The following is a 19,438-nucleotide window of genomic DNA, read 5'->3' as shown; positions in this document are numbered from 1 at the left end:
TACTTCACTCAGTCTTTATCAATACGGCTGGCGACCGCACCTTGCTGATCGCGATATTTCGCATCTTCACGGCGGTTATAAGGGCGTTCTGCCGGACCAGAAAGCGGCTCGAAGCTCAACGCGCCAATCAGCATACCCGGGCGCAGTGCCAGCGGGAGCTTGCCTGAATTATAGAACTCCAGCACGATGCAGCCTGACCAGCCGGGATCGATGCGGTGTGCGGTAACATGCACCATCAAACCCAGACGCGCCAGCGAAGAACGACCGTCCAGCCAGCCAACCAAATCCGCAGGCAGTGTGACGGATTCATACGTCACCGCCAGCGCCAGTTCACCAGGGTGCAGGTAAAAAGCGTCGCCTTCTGCCAGCACAATTTCATCGCTCATCACCCGGTCAAGCGCCGCGCTAACTTCGTGTTTCGGGCCGCTGAGATCGATAAACGCCGCCGTGTGCCCACTGAATGTGCGGAATTTGTTGCCCAGGCGGACATCAACCGTCGCACCGTTAATACGCTCAACCGGCGGGCGCGGATTAATCGCGAGCCGACCGTCGTTCAACCAGGCTTCAATATCTCGGTCACAAAGACGCATGGCACATTCTCCTTTTGATGCGACATACCCCTGAGCGCGCCTCAGGGGCCGGGCAAATTAATACGAACGGTGACAGCCTAACATTATTACTCAAAGAATTGGCTGATTTTGGCTTTCAGAATATCAATGGCAATGCGGTTTTTACCGCCGCGCGGCACGATAATATCGGCGTACTGTTTGGAGGGTTCAATAAACTGCAGGAACATCGGACGCACGGTTTTTTGGTATTGCGCCATTACCGAATCCATTGAACGGCCACGCTCGTTAACGTCACGTTTGATACGGCGCATCAGGCAGATATCCAGCGGCGTATCGACGAAAATCGAGAAGTTCATCGCATCGCGCAGGCGTGAATCGGTCAGCAGCAGGATCCCTTCCAGAATGATGACTTTTTTGGCTTCAATGCGAATGGTTTCTTGCGTACGGGTATGTTCAACGTAGCTGTAAACCGGTAACTCAATGGCTTCGCCGCGTTTAAGCGATTCTAAATGCTGGAATAACAGGCTGTGATCCATCGCGCTCGGATGGTCATAGTTGGTTTTTACACGTTCTTCCATCGACAGATGGCTTTGATCTTTGTAGTAACTGTCTTCCGGAATAACGCCAATATGTTCATCACCTACCTGTTCGCGCAGTTCGCGGTAAAGAGTACTGGCAATAAGGCTTTTACCTGAAGCGGATGCGCCGGCGATACCGATAATGACGCACTGATGAGACTGATCAGTCATAAATTTAGCGACCTGATAACCTGGATGTAAAGGAAGGGCGACGCCAGAGCGTCAAACGCCGCAATTATAGGGATTTCACCGTCGCGATACCAGTCGAATAGACACGGGATTCAGGTGTGATAAAAAGTCGCCACTTTTTACCCGCAAAACGCATTATTCGCAAAGCAAACCGCTCAAAAATGGAGCGCGGTGCGCGTTTTATTCATCCACTAAGTAATTAATAACACTATGATGTCAAATTATGAGCGCCCGCCATAGGAATTGTAAATTGTTTGTACTAGCATAATCCAAATTTCAAATTTCATTCGTCGGACTCTGTTCCGGACGGTACAGGGCTTGCGGATTAAGCGGTAATGAAGAAACAACACCAGCGCGTTTTGGTTACCACACCCTATCCTGGACTGCGGCTGCTCAGTTTAGGGCTACTCTCTTTTATCTTCACCCTGTTCTCGCTGGAACTGATCCGCTTTGGCACCGTCATTGCCCCGCTCTGGTTTCCCACCGCAATCATGACCGTGGCGTTTTACCGCCACGCAGGCAAGATGTGGCCCGGCATCGCGTTCGCCTGCGCGCTGGGGAATGTTGCCGCCACCGTCCTGCTTTTTTCCGTCTCTTTTGTCGATCTGCGCTATACCGCCGTCAATATTGTTGAAGCGGCCGTCGGTGCCGTGCTGCTGCGTAAATTGCTGCCCTGGTATAATCCGCTGCAAAATCTGAGCGACTGGATCCGCCTTGCCATCGGCAGTGCGGTGGTTCCGCCGCTGGTCGGCGGTGCGCTGATCTGTTTGCTGGTACCGCCTGAAAACGTTTTGCGTACCTTTATTATTTGGGTGTTGTCAGAATCCATTGGCGCGCTGGCGCTGGTGCCGCTTGGGCTGTTATTCAAACCGCACTATCTGCTGCGCCATCGCAAACCGCAATTATTGCTGGAAACGCTGGCGACGCTTGCCATCACGCTGGCGCTCAGCTGGCTGTCGCTGCACTATTTACCGTGGCCATTTACCGCCGTCATTGTGTTGTTGATGTGGAGTGCGGTTCGTCTGCCGCGCATGGAAGCGTTTCTGGTGTTTCTGATAACCGTCATGATGGTGTCGTTGATTATCGCGCGGGAACCGAACCTGATTATCGCGCCGAAAAGCGGCGCGATGACCAACGCGCCCTGGCTGCCGTTTTTGATGATCCTGCTGCCGGTTAACGTGATGACTATGGTGATGTACGCCTTTCGCGCCGAGCGGAAGCACATTACCGAAAGCGAAGAACGTTTTCGTAACGCCATGGAATATTCCGCGATTGGCATGGCATTAGTTGGCACCGAAGGGCAGTGGCTGCAGGCTAACAAAGCGCTGTGCCAGTTTCTGGGTTACAGCCAGGATGAACTGCGTTTAATGAACTTTCAGCAACTCACCTGGCCGGAAGATTTACACAAAGACCTCGAACTGCTTGACCAACTGGTGCGCGGCGACATTCCTACCTACTCGCTGGAAAAGCGTTATTACACGCGTAATGGCGATCTGGTCTGGGGGTTGCTGGCCGTTTCTGTCGTGCGCCACGCCGACGGCACCCCGCTCTATTTCATTGCCCAGATAGAAGATATTAACGATCTGAAACAAACCGAGTGGGTGAACAAGCGCCTGATGGAACGCATTACCCTTGCGAACGAAGCGGGCGGTATCGGTATCTGGGAGTGGGAGCTGGAGCCAGACATCATCAGTTGGGATAAACGTATGTTTGAGATGTACGAAGTCCCCGCGCATATGAAACCGACCTGGCATCTGTGGTACGAACGCATTTTGCCGGAGGATCGCCCGGAAACCGAGCGCGTTATCCGCGATGCGCTGGCCGCCCGCGTCGCCTTCAAGCTGGAATTCAGAGTGCCGGTTAAAGAGGGGATTCGCCATATCCGCACCCTTGCCAACCGCGTACTCAACAAGAACGGTGAAGTGGAGCGACTGCTCGGCGTCAATATGGACATGACCGAGGTAAAACAGCTTAACGATGCGCTGTTCCAGGAAAAAGAGCGGCTGCACATTACGCTGGATTCCATCGGCGAAGCGGTGCTGTGTACCGATGTTGATATGAAAGTCACCTTTATGAATCCGGTGGCGGAAAAAATGAGCGGCTGGCCGCAGGAACACGCCATTGGTCAGCCCTTATTGACGGTGCTGCGTATCACCTTCGGCGATAACGGTCCGGCGATGGAAAACATTCATAGCGGCGATATGTCGCGTACCGCGATTGAGCAGGATGTGGTGCTGCACTGTCGTACCGGCGGCAGCTTCGATATCCACTACAGCGTCACGCCGTTAAGCACACTGGACGGGCAGAATATCGGCTCGGTGCTGGTTATCCAGGATGTCACCGAGTCGCGCAAAATGTTGCGCCAGCTCAGTTATAGCGCCTCTCACGACGCCCTCACCCACCTGGCGAACCGCGTCAGTTTTGAAAATCATCTCAAGCGCCTGCTGGTGACCGTGCAGGAGTTCCACCAGCGACACGCGCTGGTGTTTATCGATCTCGATCGCTTTAAAGCAGTGAATGACACCGCCGGGCATGCCGCCGGTGATGCCTTGTTGCGCGAAATTTCCTCGCTGATGCTCAGCATGCTGCGATCCACCGATATTCTCGCCCGTCTCGGCGGCGATGAGTTTGGTCTACTGCTGCCAGACTGCAATATCGAGAGCGCGCGCTATATCTCCGGGCGGATGGTGGAAGCCATCAATGATTACCAGTTTATGTGGGAAGGCCGTTTGCACCGCATCGGCGCCAGCGCCGGGATTACGATTATTGATGAGACCAATTATCTGGCATCAGACGTCATGTCGCAGGCGGATATCGCCTGTTACGCCTCCAAGAATAATGGTCGCGGCATCGTTACCGTCTACGAAGCGCAGCAAGGGCTGATGCAGCATGAGCGCAGCATGATGTCACTGGATGAGCAGTGGCATATGATCAAAGACAACCATTTGCTGATGATTGCGCGCGGCGTGGCCTCTCCGCGCGTGCCGGAGGCCTGTAATTTCTGGCTGCTGTCGCTGCGCCTGTGGACCAGCGAAGGGGAAGTGATGGAGGAGCACGCGTTCCGCTCAGGGTTGTCGGAACCGGAACTTATCCGCGCACTCGACAGACGGGTGTTTCACGAATTTTTCCGCAACCATGCGACCGCCGTCGCGGGTAAAGGCCTTGGCGTCGCCCTGCCCCTTTCCGTCGTTGGGCTGGCAAGTCAGTCTCTGGTGACAGAACTGCTGCAAATGCTGGAAAGTGGGCCAATGCCGGGGCGTTTGCTGCACCTGATTATTCATGCCGATGCGCTGATGCGCGAAGGCAACACTATTAATGAGAATCTAAAACGCCTGCGCCATGCGGGTTGCCGCATTATTTTCAGCCATATCGGGCACGATCTGGAAGTGTTTAACCACCTCACACCGCATATGGCCGACTACCTGTTGCTGGAGCCTGAGTTAGTCACCAACGTCCACGGCAATCTGATGGATGAAATGATGGTGACCATTATTCAGGGCCACGCGCAGCGACTGGGCGTGAAGAGCATCGCCGGACCAACTCATCAGCCGCTAATGATGGATACCCTGTCAGGGATCGGTATCGATTTGATCTACGGGGATATTATTTCGCAGGCGCAGCCGCTGGATTTGATGCTAAATACCAGTTATTTCGCCATCAACTAACAAGAGGTAATAAGGCTATTTTACTTGCCATTTTGAAACCGGGCAGTGCTCAAAATCCTCACGTACTACGTGTACGCTCCGGTTTTTCCGCGCTGGCCGGTTCCAAACTTGCTGCGACAATAACGCCTTATTTTCCTCTTGTGCTCAATTAATAACCTTATTTCTCCTCCATTTCCGGCTGCCAGCCGTCGGTATACCAGATATGCAACAACGCATACGACCGCCACGGCTGCCAGCGCGCCGCGTAGCGGCGGATTTGCCCGGGCGTCATCCCGGCAAAACGCTGCTTAATAAGGTAATCATCCGGCAGGAACACATCTTTCGCCTGCCAGCCACGCAGCGCGAAATAGTTCGCGGTCCAGCGCCCGATGCCCGGCCAGGTTTGCAGCGCTTTCACCCCTTGTTCCACATCTGCGGGTGGGCTAAGCGGAAATGTGCCGTCGCTAACCGTCTGCGCGAGAAAAATGAGCGACTCCGCGCGTTTTAGCGGCATACCCAGCGCTTTGAGTTCTTCCGGCTGCGCTCGCGCCAGCTTCTCTGGCGTGGGGAAACAGATCATTCCCGGCGCGTCTGCCAGCGGTTCACCGAAGCGCTGCGCCACTTTTGCGGTCAGTTTCGCCGCCATCGCCACACTCACCAGTTGCCCTAAAATCGCCCGCACCGCCTGTTCAAACGGGTCCACGCTGCCCGGCAAACGCAAACCGGGCCGCGCCGCGCCAAGTGAGCCCAGCGAGGTGTTCACCCCTTCTGCGTCGCAATCCAGATCAAACAAGCACCGCAGGCGCGCCAGACAGTGTTCAGCCACTGGCACAAGCCCATCGCTGAGCGTGACCTTCAGCGTCGCGGTGGCTTCGTCAGGCTCGGCGGTGATTAGCCCGCGATGCCTGTGAAAATGGAACGTGCGCACATAACGCGTTGCGCTAATCTCCTCGACGCCCGCCACGGCGCGCGCGCGTAAAAAATCGAACATCCACGCCCAGTCATATGGCTTGCGCCAGTGCAGTGTGTACATAGCAACTCCTGAATAGTGACGCTAACAGCATAACAAACCGGGGATTTTCCGCCTTGCTTTCATATTCCGGTTGTCGCCCGCCACGCATTCGGCTAAAGTCGCCCCCCTTCTTCACTGGCATGGGGATAAACACGTGTTTGTTGGTTTTGACTACGGTACGGCAAACTGCTCGATCGCGGTGATGCGCGACGGCGCAGCGCAACTGCTGAAAATGGAAAACAACAGTACCTTACTCCCGTCGATGCTCTGCGCACCGACGCGTGAAGCGGTCAGCGAGTGGCTCTATCGCCACCATCAGGTTCCGGCGACAGACGGCGAAACCCAGGCGCTGTTGCGCCGGGCGATGAGCTTTAACCGCGAGGAAGATATTGAGGTTAGCGCCGCCAGCGTGCAGCTCGGGCTGGCTTCATTGCGTCAATATGTCAGCGACCCGGAAGAGGTGTACTTTGTTAAATCACCGAAATCCTTCCTTGGTGCCAGCGGCCTGAAACCGCAGCAAATCGCCCTGTTCGAAGATCTGGTCTGCGCCATGATGCTGCATATTCGCCAGCAGGCAGAAACACAACTGCCGGAAAGCATTGATCAGGCCGTGATTGGCCGCCCGATTAACTTCCAGGGGCTGGGCGGCGATGAGGCGAACGCGCAGGCGCAAGGGATCCTTGAGCGCGCCGCGAAGCGCGCCGGGTTCCGTGATGTGGTGTTCCAGTTCGAACCGGTCGCCGCCGGGCTCGATTTTGAAGCCACGCTAAGTGCGGAAAAACGCGTGTTGGTGGTGGATATCGGCGGCGGGACCACCGACTGCTCATTATTGCTGATGGGGCCGCAGTGGCGCGACAAGCAAGAGCGCGCCGCCAGTCTGTTGGGACACAGCGGTTGCCGCGTTGGCGGTAACGATTTAGACATTGCGCTGGCGTTCAAAAGCCTGATGCCGCTGCTCGGCATGGGCGGTCAGACAGAAAAAGGTATCGCATTGCCGATCCTGCCCTGGTGGAATGCGGTAGCGATTAACGATGTTCCCGCGCAGACCGAGTTTTACAGCGCCGCCAATGGCCGCTTGCTTAACGATCTCCTGCGCGACGCCCGCGATGCGGAGAAAGTGGCGCTGCTGGTGAAAGTGTGGCGGCAGCGTCTCAGCTACCGGTTAGTACGCAGCGCCGAAGAGAGCAAAATCGCCCTTTCCGATGACGCGCAGGTTAGCGCACAGTTGCCCTTTATTAGCGACAATCTCGCGGCGGTAATTGACCAGGAAGGTCTGGAAAGCGCGCTAAATCAACCGCTGCAACGCATCCTTGAACAGGTACAACTGGCGCTGGCAAACAGCGCGGAAACGCCGGAAGTGATTTATCTCACCGGCGGTAGCGCGCGTTCACCGCTGATTAAAAAAGCGCTGGCGCAAACCCTGCCGGGGATCCCGATTGCGGGCGGCGATGACTTCGGCTCCGTCACTGCCGGTCTTGCGCGCTGGGCGCAGACACTGTTTCGTTAATATCTTGCCGGGAGGATCCCTCCCGGCATTATTTTCTTCTTTAAAATACCCCTAACGCAAATTACCCTACCTGCCATACGTTTCCAGACAGTGTTTCATTTTTCCTCCATTTTTCCGGGGCATGCCGTTACTAAACTAGTATTATTTCGCCATTAGTTTTCCGATGAGATACCCATAACGATGAAAGGCAGTGTTACGTTTCGCCGCACGCTTGTCGCGGCCGTGGTCATGGCGGTAGCGGGCGTAGCCTGGTACCAGTTCGCACATAAAGATCCTTCTTCTACCGCTACCGGACAGACTCAGCGCCAGGGTGCGCCGGCTGGTGGCCGTCATGGTATGCGCGGTGGTGCGCTGCCGCCGGTGCAGGCCGCAACCGCAACCCGTGAAGCCGTACCGCGTTATCTCTCCGGGCTCGGCACCATTACCGCCGCTAACACCGTTACCGTGCGCAGCCGCGTTTCGGGCCAGCTTATGGCGATCCATTTCCAGGAAGGTCAGCAAGTAAAAGCCGGCGATCTGCTGGCGGAAATCGATCCAAGCCAGTTCAAAGTGGCACTGGCGCAAGCGCAGGGCCAACTGGCGAAAGATAAAGCTACACTCGCCAACGCCCGCCGTGACCTTTCTCGCTACCAGCAACTGGCGAAAACCAGCCTGGTTTCACGCCAGGATCTCGATAGCCAGCAAGCGCTGGTGACCGAATCGGAAGGCACCGTGAAAGCCGATGAAGCCTCTGTTGCCAGCGCACAGTTAGAGCTGGACTGGAGCCGTATCACCGCGCCCATTTCCGGGCGCGTGGGTTTAAAACAGGTGGATATCGGCAACCAAATCAGCAGCAGCGACACCACCGGCATCGTGGTGTTAACGCAAACGCACCCCATCGATCTGGTGTTTACCCTGCCGGAAAGCGAAATCGCAACCGTAGTGCAGGCGCAAAAAGCAGGTCAGCAACTGGTGGTGGAAGCCTGGGATCGCACCAATAAACAGAAGCTGAGCAGCGGCACATTGTTAAGCCTCGATAACCAGATTGACGCCACCACCGGCACCATCAAACTGAAAGCCCGCTTTGATAACCAGGACGATGCCCTGTTCCCCAACCAGTTCGTCAACGCGCGCATGCTGGTGGCCACGCAGCAGGACGCGGTAGTGATCCCGGCCGCTGCCCTGCAAATGGGCAACGAAGGCAACTTCGTCTGGGTTCTGAACGATAAAAATCAGGTCAGCAAACACACCGTCACGCCAGGTATTCAGGACAGCCAGAAAGTGGTGATTGCCGCCGGTCTGTCGGCGGGCGATCGCGTGGTGACGGACGGCATTGACCGCCTGACCGAAGGGGCGAAAGTGGAAGTCGTGGATGCGAAAAACGCCGACGCCGTACCGGCAAAGCGTGAACATCCGGCCAAAGGAGCGCATTCCTGATGCAGTTGCTACCGCCGGGCCGGACGGGCGGCCCTTCCCGTCTGTTTATTTTGCGTCCGGTCGCCACCACGCTGTTGATGGTGGCGATCCTGATTGCCGGTATTATCGGCTACCGTTTTCTGCCCGTTTCCGCGCTGCCTGAAGTCGATTACCCAACCATTCAGGTGGTGACGCTCTACCCCGGCGCCAGCCCCGATGTGGTCACCTCGGCGATTACCGCGCCGCTGGAGCGCCAGTTTGGTCAGATGTCCGGCTTAAAACAGATGTCGTCGCAAAGTTCCGGCGGCGCGTCGGTGGTGACATTGCAGTTCCAGCTCAGTTTGCCGCTCGATGTCGCCGAGCAGGAAGTGCAGGCGGCGATGAATGCCGCAAACAGCCTGCTACCGTCCGATCTGCCCAACCCGCCGGTCTACAGTAAAGTTAACCCGGCAGACCCACCGATAATGACGCTCGCCGTCACCTCTTCCGCCATGCCCATGACCCAGGTGGAAGATATGGTGGAAACACGCGTCGCGCAGAAAATCTCGCAGGTTTCCGGCGTCGGCCTGGTGACGCTTTCTGGCGGCCAGCGCCCGGCGGTGCGCGTCAAACTCAATGCCCAGGCGATTGCTGCTCTCGGGCTGACCAGCGAAACCATTCGCACCGCCATCAGTAACGCCAACGTCAATTCAGCGAAAGGCAGCCTCGACGGCCCAACCCGCGCCGTCACACTTTCCGCCAACGATCAAATGCAGTCTGCCGAAGAGTATCGCCAGTTGATTGTCGCCTATCAGAACGGCGCGCCGATCCGCCTTGGCGATATCGCGACCGTGGAACAAGGCGCAGAAAATAGCTGGCTTGGTGCGTGGGCTAATAAGCAACAAGCGATTGTCATGAATGTCCAGCGCCAGCCGGGGGCGAACATTATCGACACCGCCGACAGCATCCGGACGCTGCTGCCGCAGTTAACCGAAAGCCTGCCAAAATCGGTAACGGTGAAAGTGCTATCGGACAGAACCAACAATATCCGCGCGTCGGTTGACGACACCCAATTTGAACTGATGCTGGCCATCGCGCTGGTGGTGATGATTATCTACGTCTTTCTGCGCAATATTCCGGCGACCATTATTCCGGGCGTGGCGGTGCCGCTGTCACTGGTCGGGACATTCGCGGCGATGGTGTTTCTTGATTTCTCGATCAACAACCTGACGCTAATGGCATTGACCATCGCCACCGGCTTTGTGGTCGACGACGCCATTGTGGTAATCGAGAACATCTCGCGCTACATCGAAAAAGGCGAAAAACCGCTCGCCGCCGCCCTGAAAGGAGCTGGTGAGATCGGTTTTACCATTATCTCGCTGACCTTCTCGTTGATTGCGGTGCTGATCCCGCTGCTGTTTATGGGGGATATAGTAGGCCGCCTGTTCCGAGAATTTGCCGTCACGCTGGCGATAGCGATCCTGATTTCCGCGATTGTGTCGCTGACGTTGACGCCGATGATGTGCGCACGCATGCTGAGCGCCGAATCCTTGCGCAAACAGAACCGTTTTTCTCGCGCCTCGGAGCGCTTCTTCGAGCGCGTTATCGCGGCCTACGGCAGGCTACTGAGCAAAGTGCTCAATCACCCGTGGCTGACGCTGAGTGTGGCGGTCGGCACGCTGTTTTTGTCGATCATGTTATGGGTGTTTATTCCGAAAGGTTTCTTCCCGGTGCAGGACAACGGTATTATCCAGGGCACCCTGCAAGCGCCGCAATCCGCATCCTTTGCCAGCATGGCAGAGCGTCAGCGCCAGGTGGCCGATATTATCCTGCGCGATCCGGCGGTAGAAAGCCTGACCTCCTTTGTCGGGGTTGATGGCACCAACCCGTCGCTTAACAGCGCACGATTGCAAATCAACCTGAAACCGCTGGATGAGCGCGACGATCGCGTCCAGCCGGTGATTGAGCGCCTGCAACAGGCGGCGGCGAAAGTGCCCGGCGTCGCACTCTACCTGCAACCGACGCAGGATTTAACCATCGATACCACCGTTAGCCGCACGCAATATCAGTTTACCTTGCAGGCCAACTCGTTAGATGCGCTCAGTACCTGGGTGCCGCAACTGGTGAGTAAACTGCAGGCGCTGCCACAATTGGCGGATGTCAGCAGCGACTGGCAGGACAAAGGCCTGGTGGCCTATGTTAATGTCGATCGCGACAGTGCCAGCCGCCTTGGCATCAACATGGCGGATGTGGATAACGCGCTCTATAACGCGTTTGGTCAGCGATTAATCTCTACCATTTACACTCAGGCAAACCAGTATCGCGTGGTGCTGGAACACGACACGGCGCAAACGCCGGGGCTTTCCGCGCTGGACAACATTCGCCTGACCAGCACCGATGGCGGCGTCGTGCCGCTCTCGTCGATTGCGAAAGTGGAGCAACGCTACGCCCCGCTGAGCATCAACCATCTGGATCAATTTCCGTCGACGACAATTTCCTTCAACGTAGCGGAGGGGTATTCGCTCGGCGATGCGGTGCAGGCGGTGCTGGATAGCGAGAAAACGCTTAACTTCCCGACGGACATCACCACGCAATTCCAGGGCAGCACGCTGGCGTTCCAGGCGGCGCTTGGCAGTACCATCTGGCTGATTGTTGCGGCAGTCGCGGCGATGTATATCGTGCTCGGCGTGCTGTATGAGAGCTTTATTCACCCCATCACCATTCTGTCAACGTTGCCAACGGCTGGCGTTGGCGCGCTGCTGGCGCTGATGGTGTCCGGCAGTGAACTGGATGTGATTGCTATCATCGGCATTATTTTGCTTATTGGTATCGTCAAGAAAAACGCCATCATGATGATCGACTTCGCCCTCGCCGCCGAACGCGAAGAGGGCATGTCGCCGCGCGATGCGATTTTCCAGGCCTGTTTACTGCGTTTTCGCCCGATATTAATGACCACCCTGGCGGCACTGCTTGGTGCGCTACCGTTAATGCTGAGCACTGGCGTCGGCGCAGAGTTACGCCGCCCACTGGGCATTGGCATGGTCGGTGGTTTGCTGGTGAGTCAGGTGCTGACGCTCTTTACGACGCCGGTGATTTACTTGTTATTCGATCGCCTGTCGCTGGCGGTGAAAAAGCGTTTCCCGCGCCGTGAAGAGGAGGCGTAAGTGAAGTTTTTCGCCCTCTTCATTTACCGCCCGGTGGCGACGATTTTGATTTCGCTCGCCATTACGCTGTGCGGCATTCTCGGCTTCCGGTTGCTGCCGGTCGCCCCGCTGCCGCAGGTCGATTTTCCGGTGATTATGGTCAGCGCCTCACTGCCGGGCGCGTCACCGGAAACCATGGCCTCCTCTGTTGCCACCCCGCTTGAGCGCTCGCTCGGGCGCATTGCCGGGGTGAGTGAAATGACCTCATCCAGCTCGCTGGGCAGCACGCGTATTATTCTTGAGTTTAATTTCGACCGCGATATCAACGGCGCGGCGCGCGATGTGCAGGCGGCGATTAACGCGGCGCAAAACCTGTTACCAAGCGGCATGCCATCCCGCCCCACCTATCGCAAAGCGAATCCGTCTGCTGCGCCAATCATGATCCTGACACTCACGTCAGACACCTATTCGCAGGGTCAGTTGTATGACTTCGCCTCGACGCAACTGGCGCAAACCATCGCGCAGATTGATGGCGTGGGCGACGTTGATGTTGGCGGCAGCTCCCTGCCTGCCGTACGCGTGGATTTAAACCCGCAGGCGCTGTTTAACCAGGGCGTGTCGCTGGATTCGGTGCGCACAGCAATCAGCAATGCCAACGTGCGTAAACCGCAGGGCGCGGTGGAAGACGGTTCGCAACGCTGGCAGGTGCAAACCAATGATGAGCTGAAAACCGCCGCCGAATACCAACCGTTAATCATTCACTACAAAAACGGCTCCGCAGTGCGCTTAAGCGATGTCGCTAAAGTCACTGACTCGGTGCAGGACGTGCGCAACGCCGGGATGACCAATGCGAAGCCCGCCATTTTGCTGATGATCCGCAAACTGCCGGAAGCCAATATTATCCAGACAGTGGACAGCATTCGCGCGCGTCTGCCCGGCTTGCAGCAAACCATTCCCGCAGCTATCGATTTACAAATCGCCCAGGATCGCTCGCCGACCATTCGCGCTTCGCTGGCCGAGGTCGAACAGACGCTGGTTATCTCGGTGGCGCTGGTGATCCTCGTGGTATTCCTGTTTTTGCGTTCAGGCCGCGCAACGCTGATCCCGGCAGTCGCTGTGCCCGTGTCGCTTATCGGCACCTTTGCCGCCATGTATTTATGCGGATTTAGCCTGAATAACCTGTCGCTTATGGCGCTCACCATTGCCACCGGTTTTGTTGTCGATGATGCCATTGTGGTGCTGGAAAATATCTCGCGCCATCTGGAAGCGGGGATGAAACCGCTGCAGGCGGCGCTGCAAGGTACGCGCGAAGTGGGCTTTACCGTGCTATCGATGAGCATCTCGCTGGTGGCCGTATTCCTGCCGCTGCTGCTGATGGCGGGCTTGCCGGGACGCTTGCTGCGCGAATTCGCCGTCACGCTGTCGGTGGCGATTGGTATTTCGCTGGCCATTTCCCTGACGCTAACGCCGATGATGTGCGGTTGGTTGTTAAAAGCGCATAAACCCCGCGAGCGCAGCCGGGAAAAAGGCTTCGGCCGCCTGCTGGTGGCGCTGCAGCGGCAATATGCGCGTTCGTTGAAATGGGTGCTCAACCACGCGCGGTTAGTCGGGTTAGTGTTAATTGGCACCATCGCGCTCAATATCTGGCTCTATATTTCGATTCCGAAAACGTTCTTCCCGGAGCAGGATACCGGCGTGCTGATGGGCGGTATTCAGGCCGATCAGAGCATTTCATTCCAGGCAATGCGCGGCAAGTTGCAGGACTTTATGAAAATCATTCGTGACGATCCGGCGGTGGATAATGTCACCGGCTTTACTGGCGGTTCGCGCGTTAACAGCGGCATGATGTTTATCACCCTGAAATCCCGCGATGTGCGTAAAGAGACCGCGCAACAGGTCATTGATCGTCTGCGCGGCAAGCTGGCCAAAGAGCCGGGCGCGAGCCTGTTTTTGATGGCCGTGCAGGATATTCGCGTCGGCGGACGTCAGGCCAACGCCAGCTACCAGTTCGCCTTGCTGTCGGACTCGCTCAGCGCCCTGCGCGAATGGGAACCCAAAATCCGCAAAGCCCTTGCCGCGCTGCCGGAGCTGGCGGACGTTAACTCGGATCAGCAGGATAACGGTGCGGAGATGAATCTGGTGTACGACCGCGAAACCATGTCGCGACTCGGTATCAGCGTCCAGGCAGCTAACAGCCTGTTGAATAATGCTTTCGGTCAACGGCAGATTTCCACCATCTACCAGCCGCTAAACCAGTACAAAGTGGTGATGGAAGTCGACCCGCGTTACACCCAGGATGTCAGCGCGCTGGATAAGATGTACGTCATCAACAGTGACGGCAAAACGATCCCGCTCTCCTACTTCGCGCACTGGCAGCCCGCCAACGCGCCGCTGTCGGTGAATCACCAGGGGCTTTCGGCGGCCTCAACCATTGCTTTTAACCTGCCAACAGGAACCTCGTTATCGCAAGCCAGCGACGCCATTAACCGCGCGATGACGCAGCTTGGCGTCCCTTCCAGCGTGCGCGGCAGTTTTGCCGGCACCGCGCAGGTGTTCCAGGAGACGATGAACTCGCAGGTCATTCTGATCCTGGCGGCAATTGCGACGGTCTATATCGTGCTGGGGATTTTGTACGAGAGCTATGTTCACCCGCTGACCATTCTCTCTACCCTGCCCTCGGCGGGCGTGGGCGCGCTGCTGGCACTTGAGCTTTTCGGTGCGCCGTTCAGTTTAATAGCGCTCATTGGCATTATGCTATTGATTGGGATTGTAAAGAAAAACGCGATAATGATGGTCGACTTCGCGCTTGAAGCGCAGCGCCAGGGGAACCTCACGGCTGAAGAGGCGATTTTCCAGGCCTGTCTGCTGCGTTTTCGCCCGATTATGATGACCACGCTGGCAGCGCTGTTTGGCGCGCTGCCGCTGGTTATCTCCGGTGGCGATGGCTCCGAGCTACGCCAGCCGCTTGGTATCACCATTGTCGGCGGGCTGGTAATGAGCCAGTTGCTCACCCTGTACACCACGCCGGTGGTCTATCTGTTCTTCGACCGCCTGCGCATGCGTTTTAGCCGACACGAAAGAGAGCCTGTTAGTGAATGAATGAGCTACCCAAAAACATCCGCTGGCAGCTATGGATTGTCGCCTTTGGCTTTTTTATGCAGTCGCTGGATACCACCATTGTTAACACTGCGCTCCCCTCGATGGCGAAAAGCCTCGGGGAGAGCCCGCTGCACATGCATATGGTGGTCGTCGCCTATGTGCTGACGGTAGCGGTGATGCTGCCCGCCAGCGGCTGGCTGGCTGACAGAGTAGGCGTGCGAAACATCTTTTTTGCCGCCATTTTGCTGTTTACCACCGGCTCACTGTTTTGCGCGCAGGCTTCTACGCTCGATCAGTTGGTCATGTCACGTGTGCTGCAAGGTGTCGGCGGCGCGATGATGGTGCCGGTTGGCAGGCTAACGGTGATGAAAATTGTCCCGCGCGATCAGTACATGGCGGCGATGACTTTTGTCACCCTGCCGGGGCAAGTTGGTCCACTGCTCGGCCCGGCGCTTGGCGGTATCCTGGTGGAATATGCCTCCTGGCACTGGATTTTCCTCATTAACCTGCCGGTGGGTATTCTCGGTGCGATTGCCACCCTGAGCCTGATGCCCAACTACACCCTGCAAAACCGCCGCTTTGATATGGCGGGTTTTGTGCTGCTCGCGGGCGGCATGGCAACGTTGACGCTGGCGCTCGATGGTAATCGCGGACTGGGGCTAACGTCGTGGCAACTCGGCGCGCTGGTGGCGGTGGGCGCTGCGGCGATCCTCTTTTATCTTTTGCATGCCAGAGGCAACGACGGCGCGTTGTTTAATCTGCGGTTATTCCGCACGCCCTCTTTTTCGCTGGGTCTGGCCGGAAGTTTCACCGGGCGCATCGGCAGCGGTATGTTGCCGTTTATGACGCCGGTGTTTTTGCAGATTGGCCTGGGGTTTTCGCCCTTTCACGCCGGGCTGATGATGATCCCGATGGTGCTGGGCAGCATGGGGATGAAACGCATCGTGGTACAGGTGGTGAACCGCTTTGGTTATCGCCGCGCGCTGGTCTGTTCCACGCTTGGCCTGGCCGCCATCAGCCTGCTGTTTATGGCAACGGCCCTGCTCGGCTGGTATTACCTGCTGCCGGTGGTGCTGTTCTGCCAGGGGATGATCAATTCAATGCGCTTCTCCTCCATGAATACGTTAACGCTCAAAGATCTGCCCGATGAGCTGGCCAGTGGCGGCAATAGTCTGCTGTCAATGATCATGCAGTTATCGATGAGTATCGGCGTGACCATCGCCGGGCTGCTACTCGGCCTGTTTGGTCAGCAGCATCTGTCCGCGGACAGCGGGGTGGCGCACCATGTTTTCCTTTACACGTACCTCAGCATGGCGGTGATTATTTCACTTCCGGCGTTGCTCTTCGCCCGCGTCCCGAATGACGCCAGCCAGAACGTCGTGATTGCCCGTCGCAACAGGAGAGAATCATGAAGTTCTGGCGGCCGGGTATTACGGCCAAACTGTTTCTGGCGATTTTAGCCACCTGCATTGTTCTGCTGATCACCATGCACTGGGCGGTGCGTCTGAGCTTTGAGCACGGTTTTATTGACTACATTAAGCGCGGTAACGAACAGCGCCTGCAAATGCTGAGCGACTCGCTGGCCGAGCAGTATGCGCAGAACGGAAGCTGGCAGTTTCTGCGCAACAACGACCGGGTGATTTTTCAGCTCTTGCGTTCATTCGAACGCGATAACGATCGTGAAGAAGACCGGCCTGGCGAGCCACCGCGCGAGATGGAAAGAAACGCACCGCCTGGCATGGACCGCGACATGCGCCCCGGCCCGGATGGCGAAATGGAACGCGAGCCTGGCCCGCCACCGCCGGATATGCCGCCGCACGGCTGGCGCACCAAATTCTGGGTCACCGATCAGGACAATACTGTGCTGGTCGGCCCGCGCTCACCGGTACCAAAGGACGGCACTCGCCGGGCGATTGTTGTTAATAATGCGACCGTCGGTTGGGTTATCGCTTCGCCGATTGAGCGTCTGACGCGCAATACCGATATCAACTTTGATCGCCAGCAGCGGCGCACCAGTTGGCTGATTGTCGGTCTTGCCACGCTGCTTGCTGCGCTGGCTACTTTCCCGCTGGCGCGCGGTTTACTGGCGCCGGTAAAACGGCTGGTCGATGGCACCCACCGGCTCGCCTCGGGCGATTTCTCCACCCGCGTCAATCCCGGTAGCCAGGATGAGCTTGGCCGGCTGGCGCGCGACTTTAACCAGCTCGCCAGCACGCTGGAGCGTAACCAGCAGATGCGCCGTGACTTTATGGCGGATATCTCGCATGAACTGCGCACGCCGCTGGCGGTGCTGCGCGGCGAACTGGAGGCGATTCAGGACGGCGTGCGGCAATTCACACCGGAATCGGTGGCCTCGCTGCAGGCGGAAGTTGGCACGCTGACCAAGCTGGTCAATGACCTGCATCAGCTGTCGATGTCCGATGAAGGCGCACTGGCCTACCAGAAAGCGCCGGTGGATGTGGTGTCGCTGGTCGAGATCGCCGCAGGCGCTTTCCGCGAGCGTTACGCCAGCCGCAATCTGACCCTTTCTCTTGAAGTGCCCGCCAGCGCCACGGTGTTTGGCGATCCCGATCGTCTGATGCAGTTATTTAACAACCTGCTGGAAAACAGCCTGCGCTACACCGATGCAGGCGGGCAAACGCTTATCCAGGTCATGACCCGTGACAACACACTGGTGATGCGCTTTGCCGACAGTACACCGGGCGTCAGCGATGAGCAGCTCAAACGACTTTTCGAGCGCTTTTATCGCACGGAAGGCTCACGTAACCGTGCCAGCGGCGGCTCCGGCCTGGGGCTGGCTATTTGTTTGAATATTGTGGAAGCGCACGGTGGCGCTATCCATGCGGCGCACTCGCCATTCGGCGGGGTTAGCATTACAGTTGAACTACCGCTTGAACGCGAAAAAACGAGAGATGTATGACTGAGTTACCGATCGATGAAAACACGCCACGCATCCTGGTTGTTGAAGATGAGCCAAAGCTTGGGCAGTTGCTGCTCGACTATTTGCGCGCGGCAAGCTACGCGCCAACGCTGATTAACCACGGCGATCAGGTGCTCTCTTACGTGCGCCAGACGCCGCCGGATCTGATCCTGCTGGATTTGATGCTCCCCGGTACCGACGGATTAACGTTATGTCGGGAAATCCGCCGTTTTTCTAACGTGCCCATTATTATGGTGACGGCGAAAATCGAAGAGATCGACCGCCTGCTGGGGCTGGAGATTGGCGCGGATGATTACATCTGCAAACCGTACAGCCCGCGTGAAGTGGTGGCGCGCGTGAAAACCATTCTGCGCCGCTGCAAACCGCAGCGCGAGCTGGAGCGGCTGGACGCAGAAAGCCCGCTAATTGTCGATGAAGGCCGTTTCCAGGCGAGCTGGCACAACAAGCTGTTGGATCTTACCCCCGCTGAGTTTCGCCTGCTGAAAACCCTCTCCAGCGAGCCGGGTAAAGTCTTCTCCCGCGAGCAGTTGCTTAACCATCTTTATGATGACTATCGCGTGGTGACGGACCGCACCATCGACAGCCATATCAAAAACTTGCGCCGCAAACTCGAAGCGCTGGATGAGGAGCAATCCTTTATCCGCGCCGTTTACGGTGTCGGCTACCGCTGGGAAGCCGACGCCTGCAAACTGGCGTAAGTCGCGTGTCGGGCGCATGCGCCCGACACGCTTCATCCATGTTATTTACGCAGCAATCGCTGCAAACGCTGCTTGTGCCACTGGCTAATCAGATTCGCGAAGACAAAAATCCGCAGCCCTTTCACCGCCACCAGCCCGCCCCAAATCGCCGCCACCCACAATGACCAATCGCTATCCGGCGAGGTGCTGCGGTTGAGGAAAAACAGTAGCATGCAGACGACAACGGCGGTGATCAACATGCGCCAGAAACTGCTTTCGGCGTCCAGCTGTTCCCGCGCTGCGGTGATGCGTTTATCCAGCGCCTCTTCGCCCGCCTCGCTCTGCGCGGAAAGCTCGGTGACGCTGACGCCAAACACCGCCGCCAGTGCGCTGAGTGTTTCCAGAGAAGGCTGATCGCCATTTTCAATTCTCTGCACGGTTCTGACGCTCAGCGCCGCCATCTCTGCCAGTTGTTCCTGCGACCAGGCCCGAGCCAGACGTAATGTTTTTACTTTGTTATCGCTCATACTCTTTCTCCTGATGAATCCGGCCTGTAGTGTCACCCAACCCCGCAGACAGCAACACGATCCGCACCTGACAGCAACCCGACAGCAGCCTGACACGGCCTGTCGTCAAGTATAACCCCAGTGAATACGTCTTCCGTGAACAACGGCGCAATCCTCTGTATGATGGCTGCCGCCTGGG

General features: G+C 57.2%; 12 protein-coding genes. 8 read left to right on the top strand and 4 right to left on the bottom strand.

The genetic code is table 11. From position 1 onward, the window contains the following. Positions 1 to 8: 8 nt before the first annotated feature. Together dcd and udk are read right to left on the bottom strand one after the other, a co-directional pair. Complete coding sequence (gene dcd, locus JKP81_RS02275) at positions 9 to 590, bottom strand: dCTP deaminase (protein WP_017458501.1); 582 nt, start codon at positions 588 to 590, stop codon at positions 9 to 11. Positions 591 to 676: 86 nt separating this feature from the next. Further along, positions 677 to 1,318, bottom strand: coding sequence for a uridine kinase (gene udk, locus JKP81_RS02270; protein ID WP_017458502.1), 642 nt, complete (start codon positions 1,316 to 1,318; stop codon positions 677 to 679). Positions 1,319 to 1,671: 353 nt separating this feature from the next. Between udk and JKP81_RS02265 the strand changes: the two genes are divergently transcribed. Further along, entirely contained in the window at positions 1,672 to 5,001 is a 3,330-nt protein-coding gene (locus JKP81_RS02265; protein WP_200550453.1) for a diguanylate cyclase, read from the top strand. Positions 5,002 to 5,158: 157 nt separating this feature from the next. Here the strand turns inward: JKP81_RS02265 and alkA are convergent, their stop codons facing one another. Then, the gene (alkA, locus tag JKP81_RS02260; RefSeq protein ID WP_200550452.1) at positions 5,159 to 6,013 is read right to left on the bottom strand and encodes a DNA-3-methyladenine glycosylase 2; all 855 of its coding nucleotides are present in this window, start codon (positions 6,011 to 6,013) and stop codon (positions 5,159 to 5,161) included. Between the two features lie 133 nt (positions 6,014 to 6,146). Here alkA and yegD point away from each other — a divergent pair, with 133 nt between their 5' ends. The 7 genes from yegD (at position 6,147) to baeR (ending at position 18,754) form a co-directional block, all read left to right on the top strand. Then, positions 6,147 to 7,499 (top strand): molecular chaperone, encoded by a 1,353-nt coding sequence (gene yegD, locus JKP81_RS02255; RefSeq protein ID WP_200550451.1) that lies wholly within the window; start codon positions 6,147 to 6,149, stop codon positions 7,497 to 7,499. Positions 7,500 to 7,679: 180 nt separating this feature from the next. After that, positions 7,680 to 8,915 carry an MdtA/MuxA family multidrug efflux RND transporter periplasmic adaptor subunit gene (locus JKP81_RS02250; protein WP_200550450.1) on the top strand — a complete coding sequence of 412 codons (1,236 nt, stop codon included), beginning with the start codon at positions 7,680 to 7,682 and terminating at the stop codon, positions 8,913 to 8,915. Continuing rightward, on the top strand, positions 8,915 to 12,037 hold the full coding sequence (locus JKP81_RS02245; protein WP_200550449.1) for an MdtB/MuxB family multidrug efflux RND transporter permease subunit: 3,123 nt from the start codon (positions 8,915 to 8,917) through the stop codon (positions 12,035 to 12,037). Before JKP81_RS02250 ends, JKP81_RS02245 begins: the two co-directional genes overlap by 1 nt. Continuing rightward, positions 12,038 to 15,115, top strand: a complete 3,078-nt coding sequence (gene mdtC, locus JKP81_RS02240) for a multidrug efflux RND transporter permease subunit MdtC (protein ID WP_200550448.1) — start codon at positions 12,038 to 12,040, stop codon at positions 15,113 to 15,115. It begins immediately after the preceding gene. Next, positions 15,112 to 16,527, top strand: coding sequence for an MFS transporter (locus JKP81_RS02235; protein ID WP_200550447.1), 1,416 nt, complete (start codon positions 15,112 to 15,114; stop codon positions 16,525 to 16,527). The genes mdtC and JKP81_RS02235 overlap by 4 nt, the downstream gene beginning before the upstream one ends. Continuing rightward, complete coding sequence (gene baeS / locus JKP81_RS02230; protein ID WP_200550446.1) at positions 16,524 to 18,035, top strand: two-component system sensor histidine kinase BaeS; 1,512 nt, start codon at positions 16,524 to 16,526, stop codon at positions 18,033 to 18,035. The genes JKP81_RS02235 and baeS overlap by 4 nt, the downstream gene beginning before the upstream one ends. Then, positions 18,032 to 18,754: a two-component system response regulator BaeR gene (baeR, locus tag JKP81_RS02225; protein ID WP_017458511.1), complete on the top strand. Its 723-nt coding sequence runs from the start codon at positions 18,032 to 18,034 to the stop codon at positions 18,752 to 18,754. The genes baeS and baeR overlap by 4 nt, the downstream gene beginning before the upstream one ends. Before the next feature lie 41 nt (positions 18,755 to 18,795). Here baeR and JKP81_RS02220 read toward each other — a convergent pair whose 3' ends face one another. Next, positions 18,796 to 19,260, bottom strand: coding sequence for a helix-turn-helix domain-containing protein (locus tag JKP81_RS02220; RefSeq protein WP_200550445.1), 465 nt, complete (start codon positions 19,258 to 19,260; stop codon positions 18,796 to 18,798). Between the last annotated feature and the right edge of the window lie 178 nt (positions 19,261 to 19,438).

The organism is Kosakonia sp. LAM2021, from assembly GCF_016620385.1.
Lineage (GTDB): Bacteria > Pseudomonadota > Gammaproteobacteria > Enterobacterales > Enterobacteriaceae > Kosakonia > Kosakonia sacchari.
The sequence above is the reverse complement of the archived record's forward strand: the minus strand, read 5'-3'. Positions and strand labels throughout refer to the sequence as shown.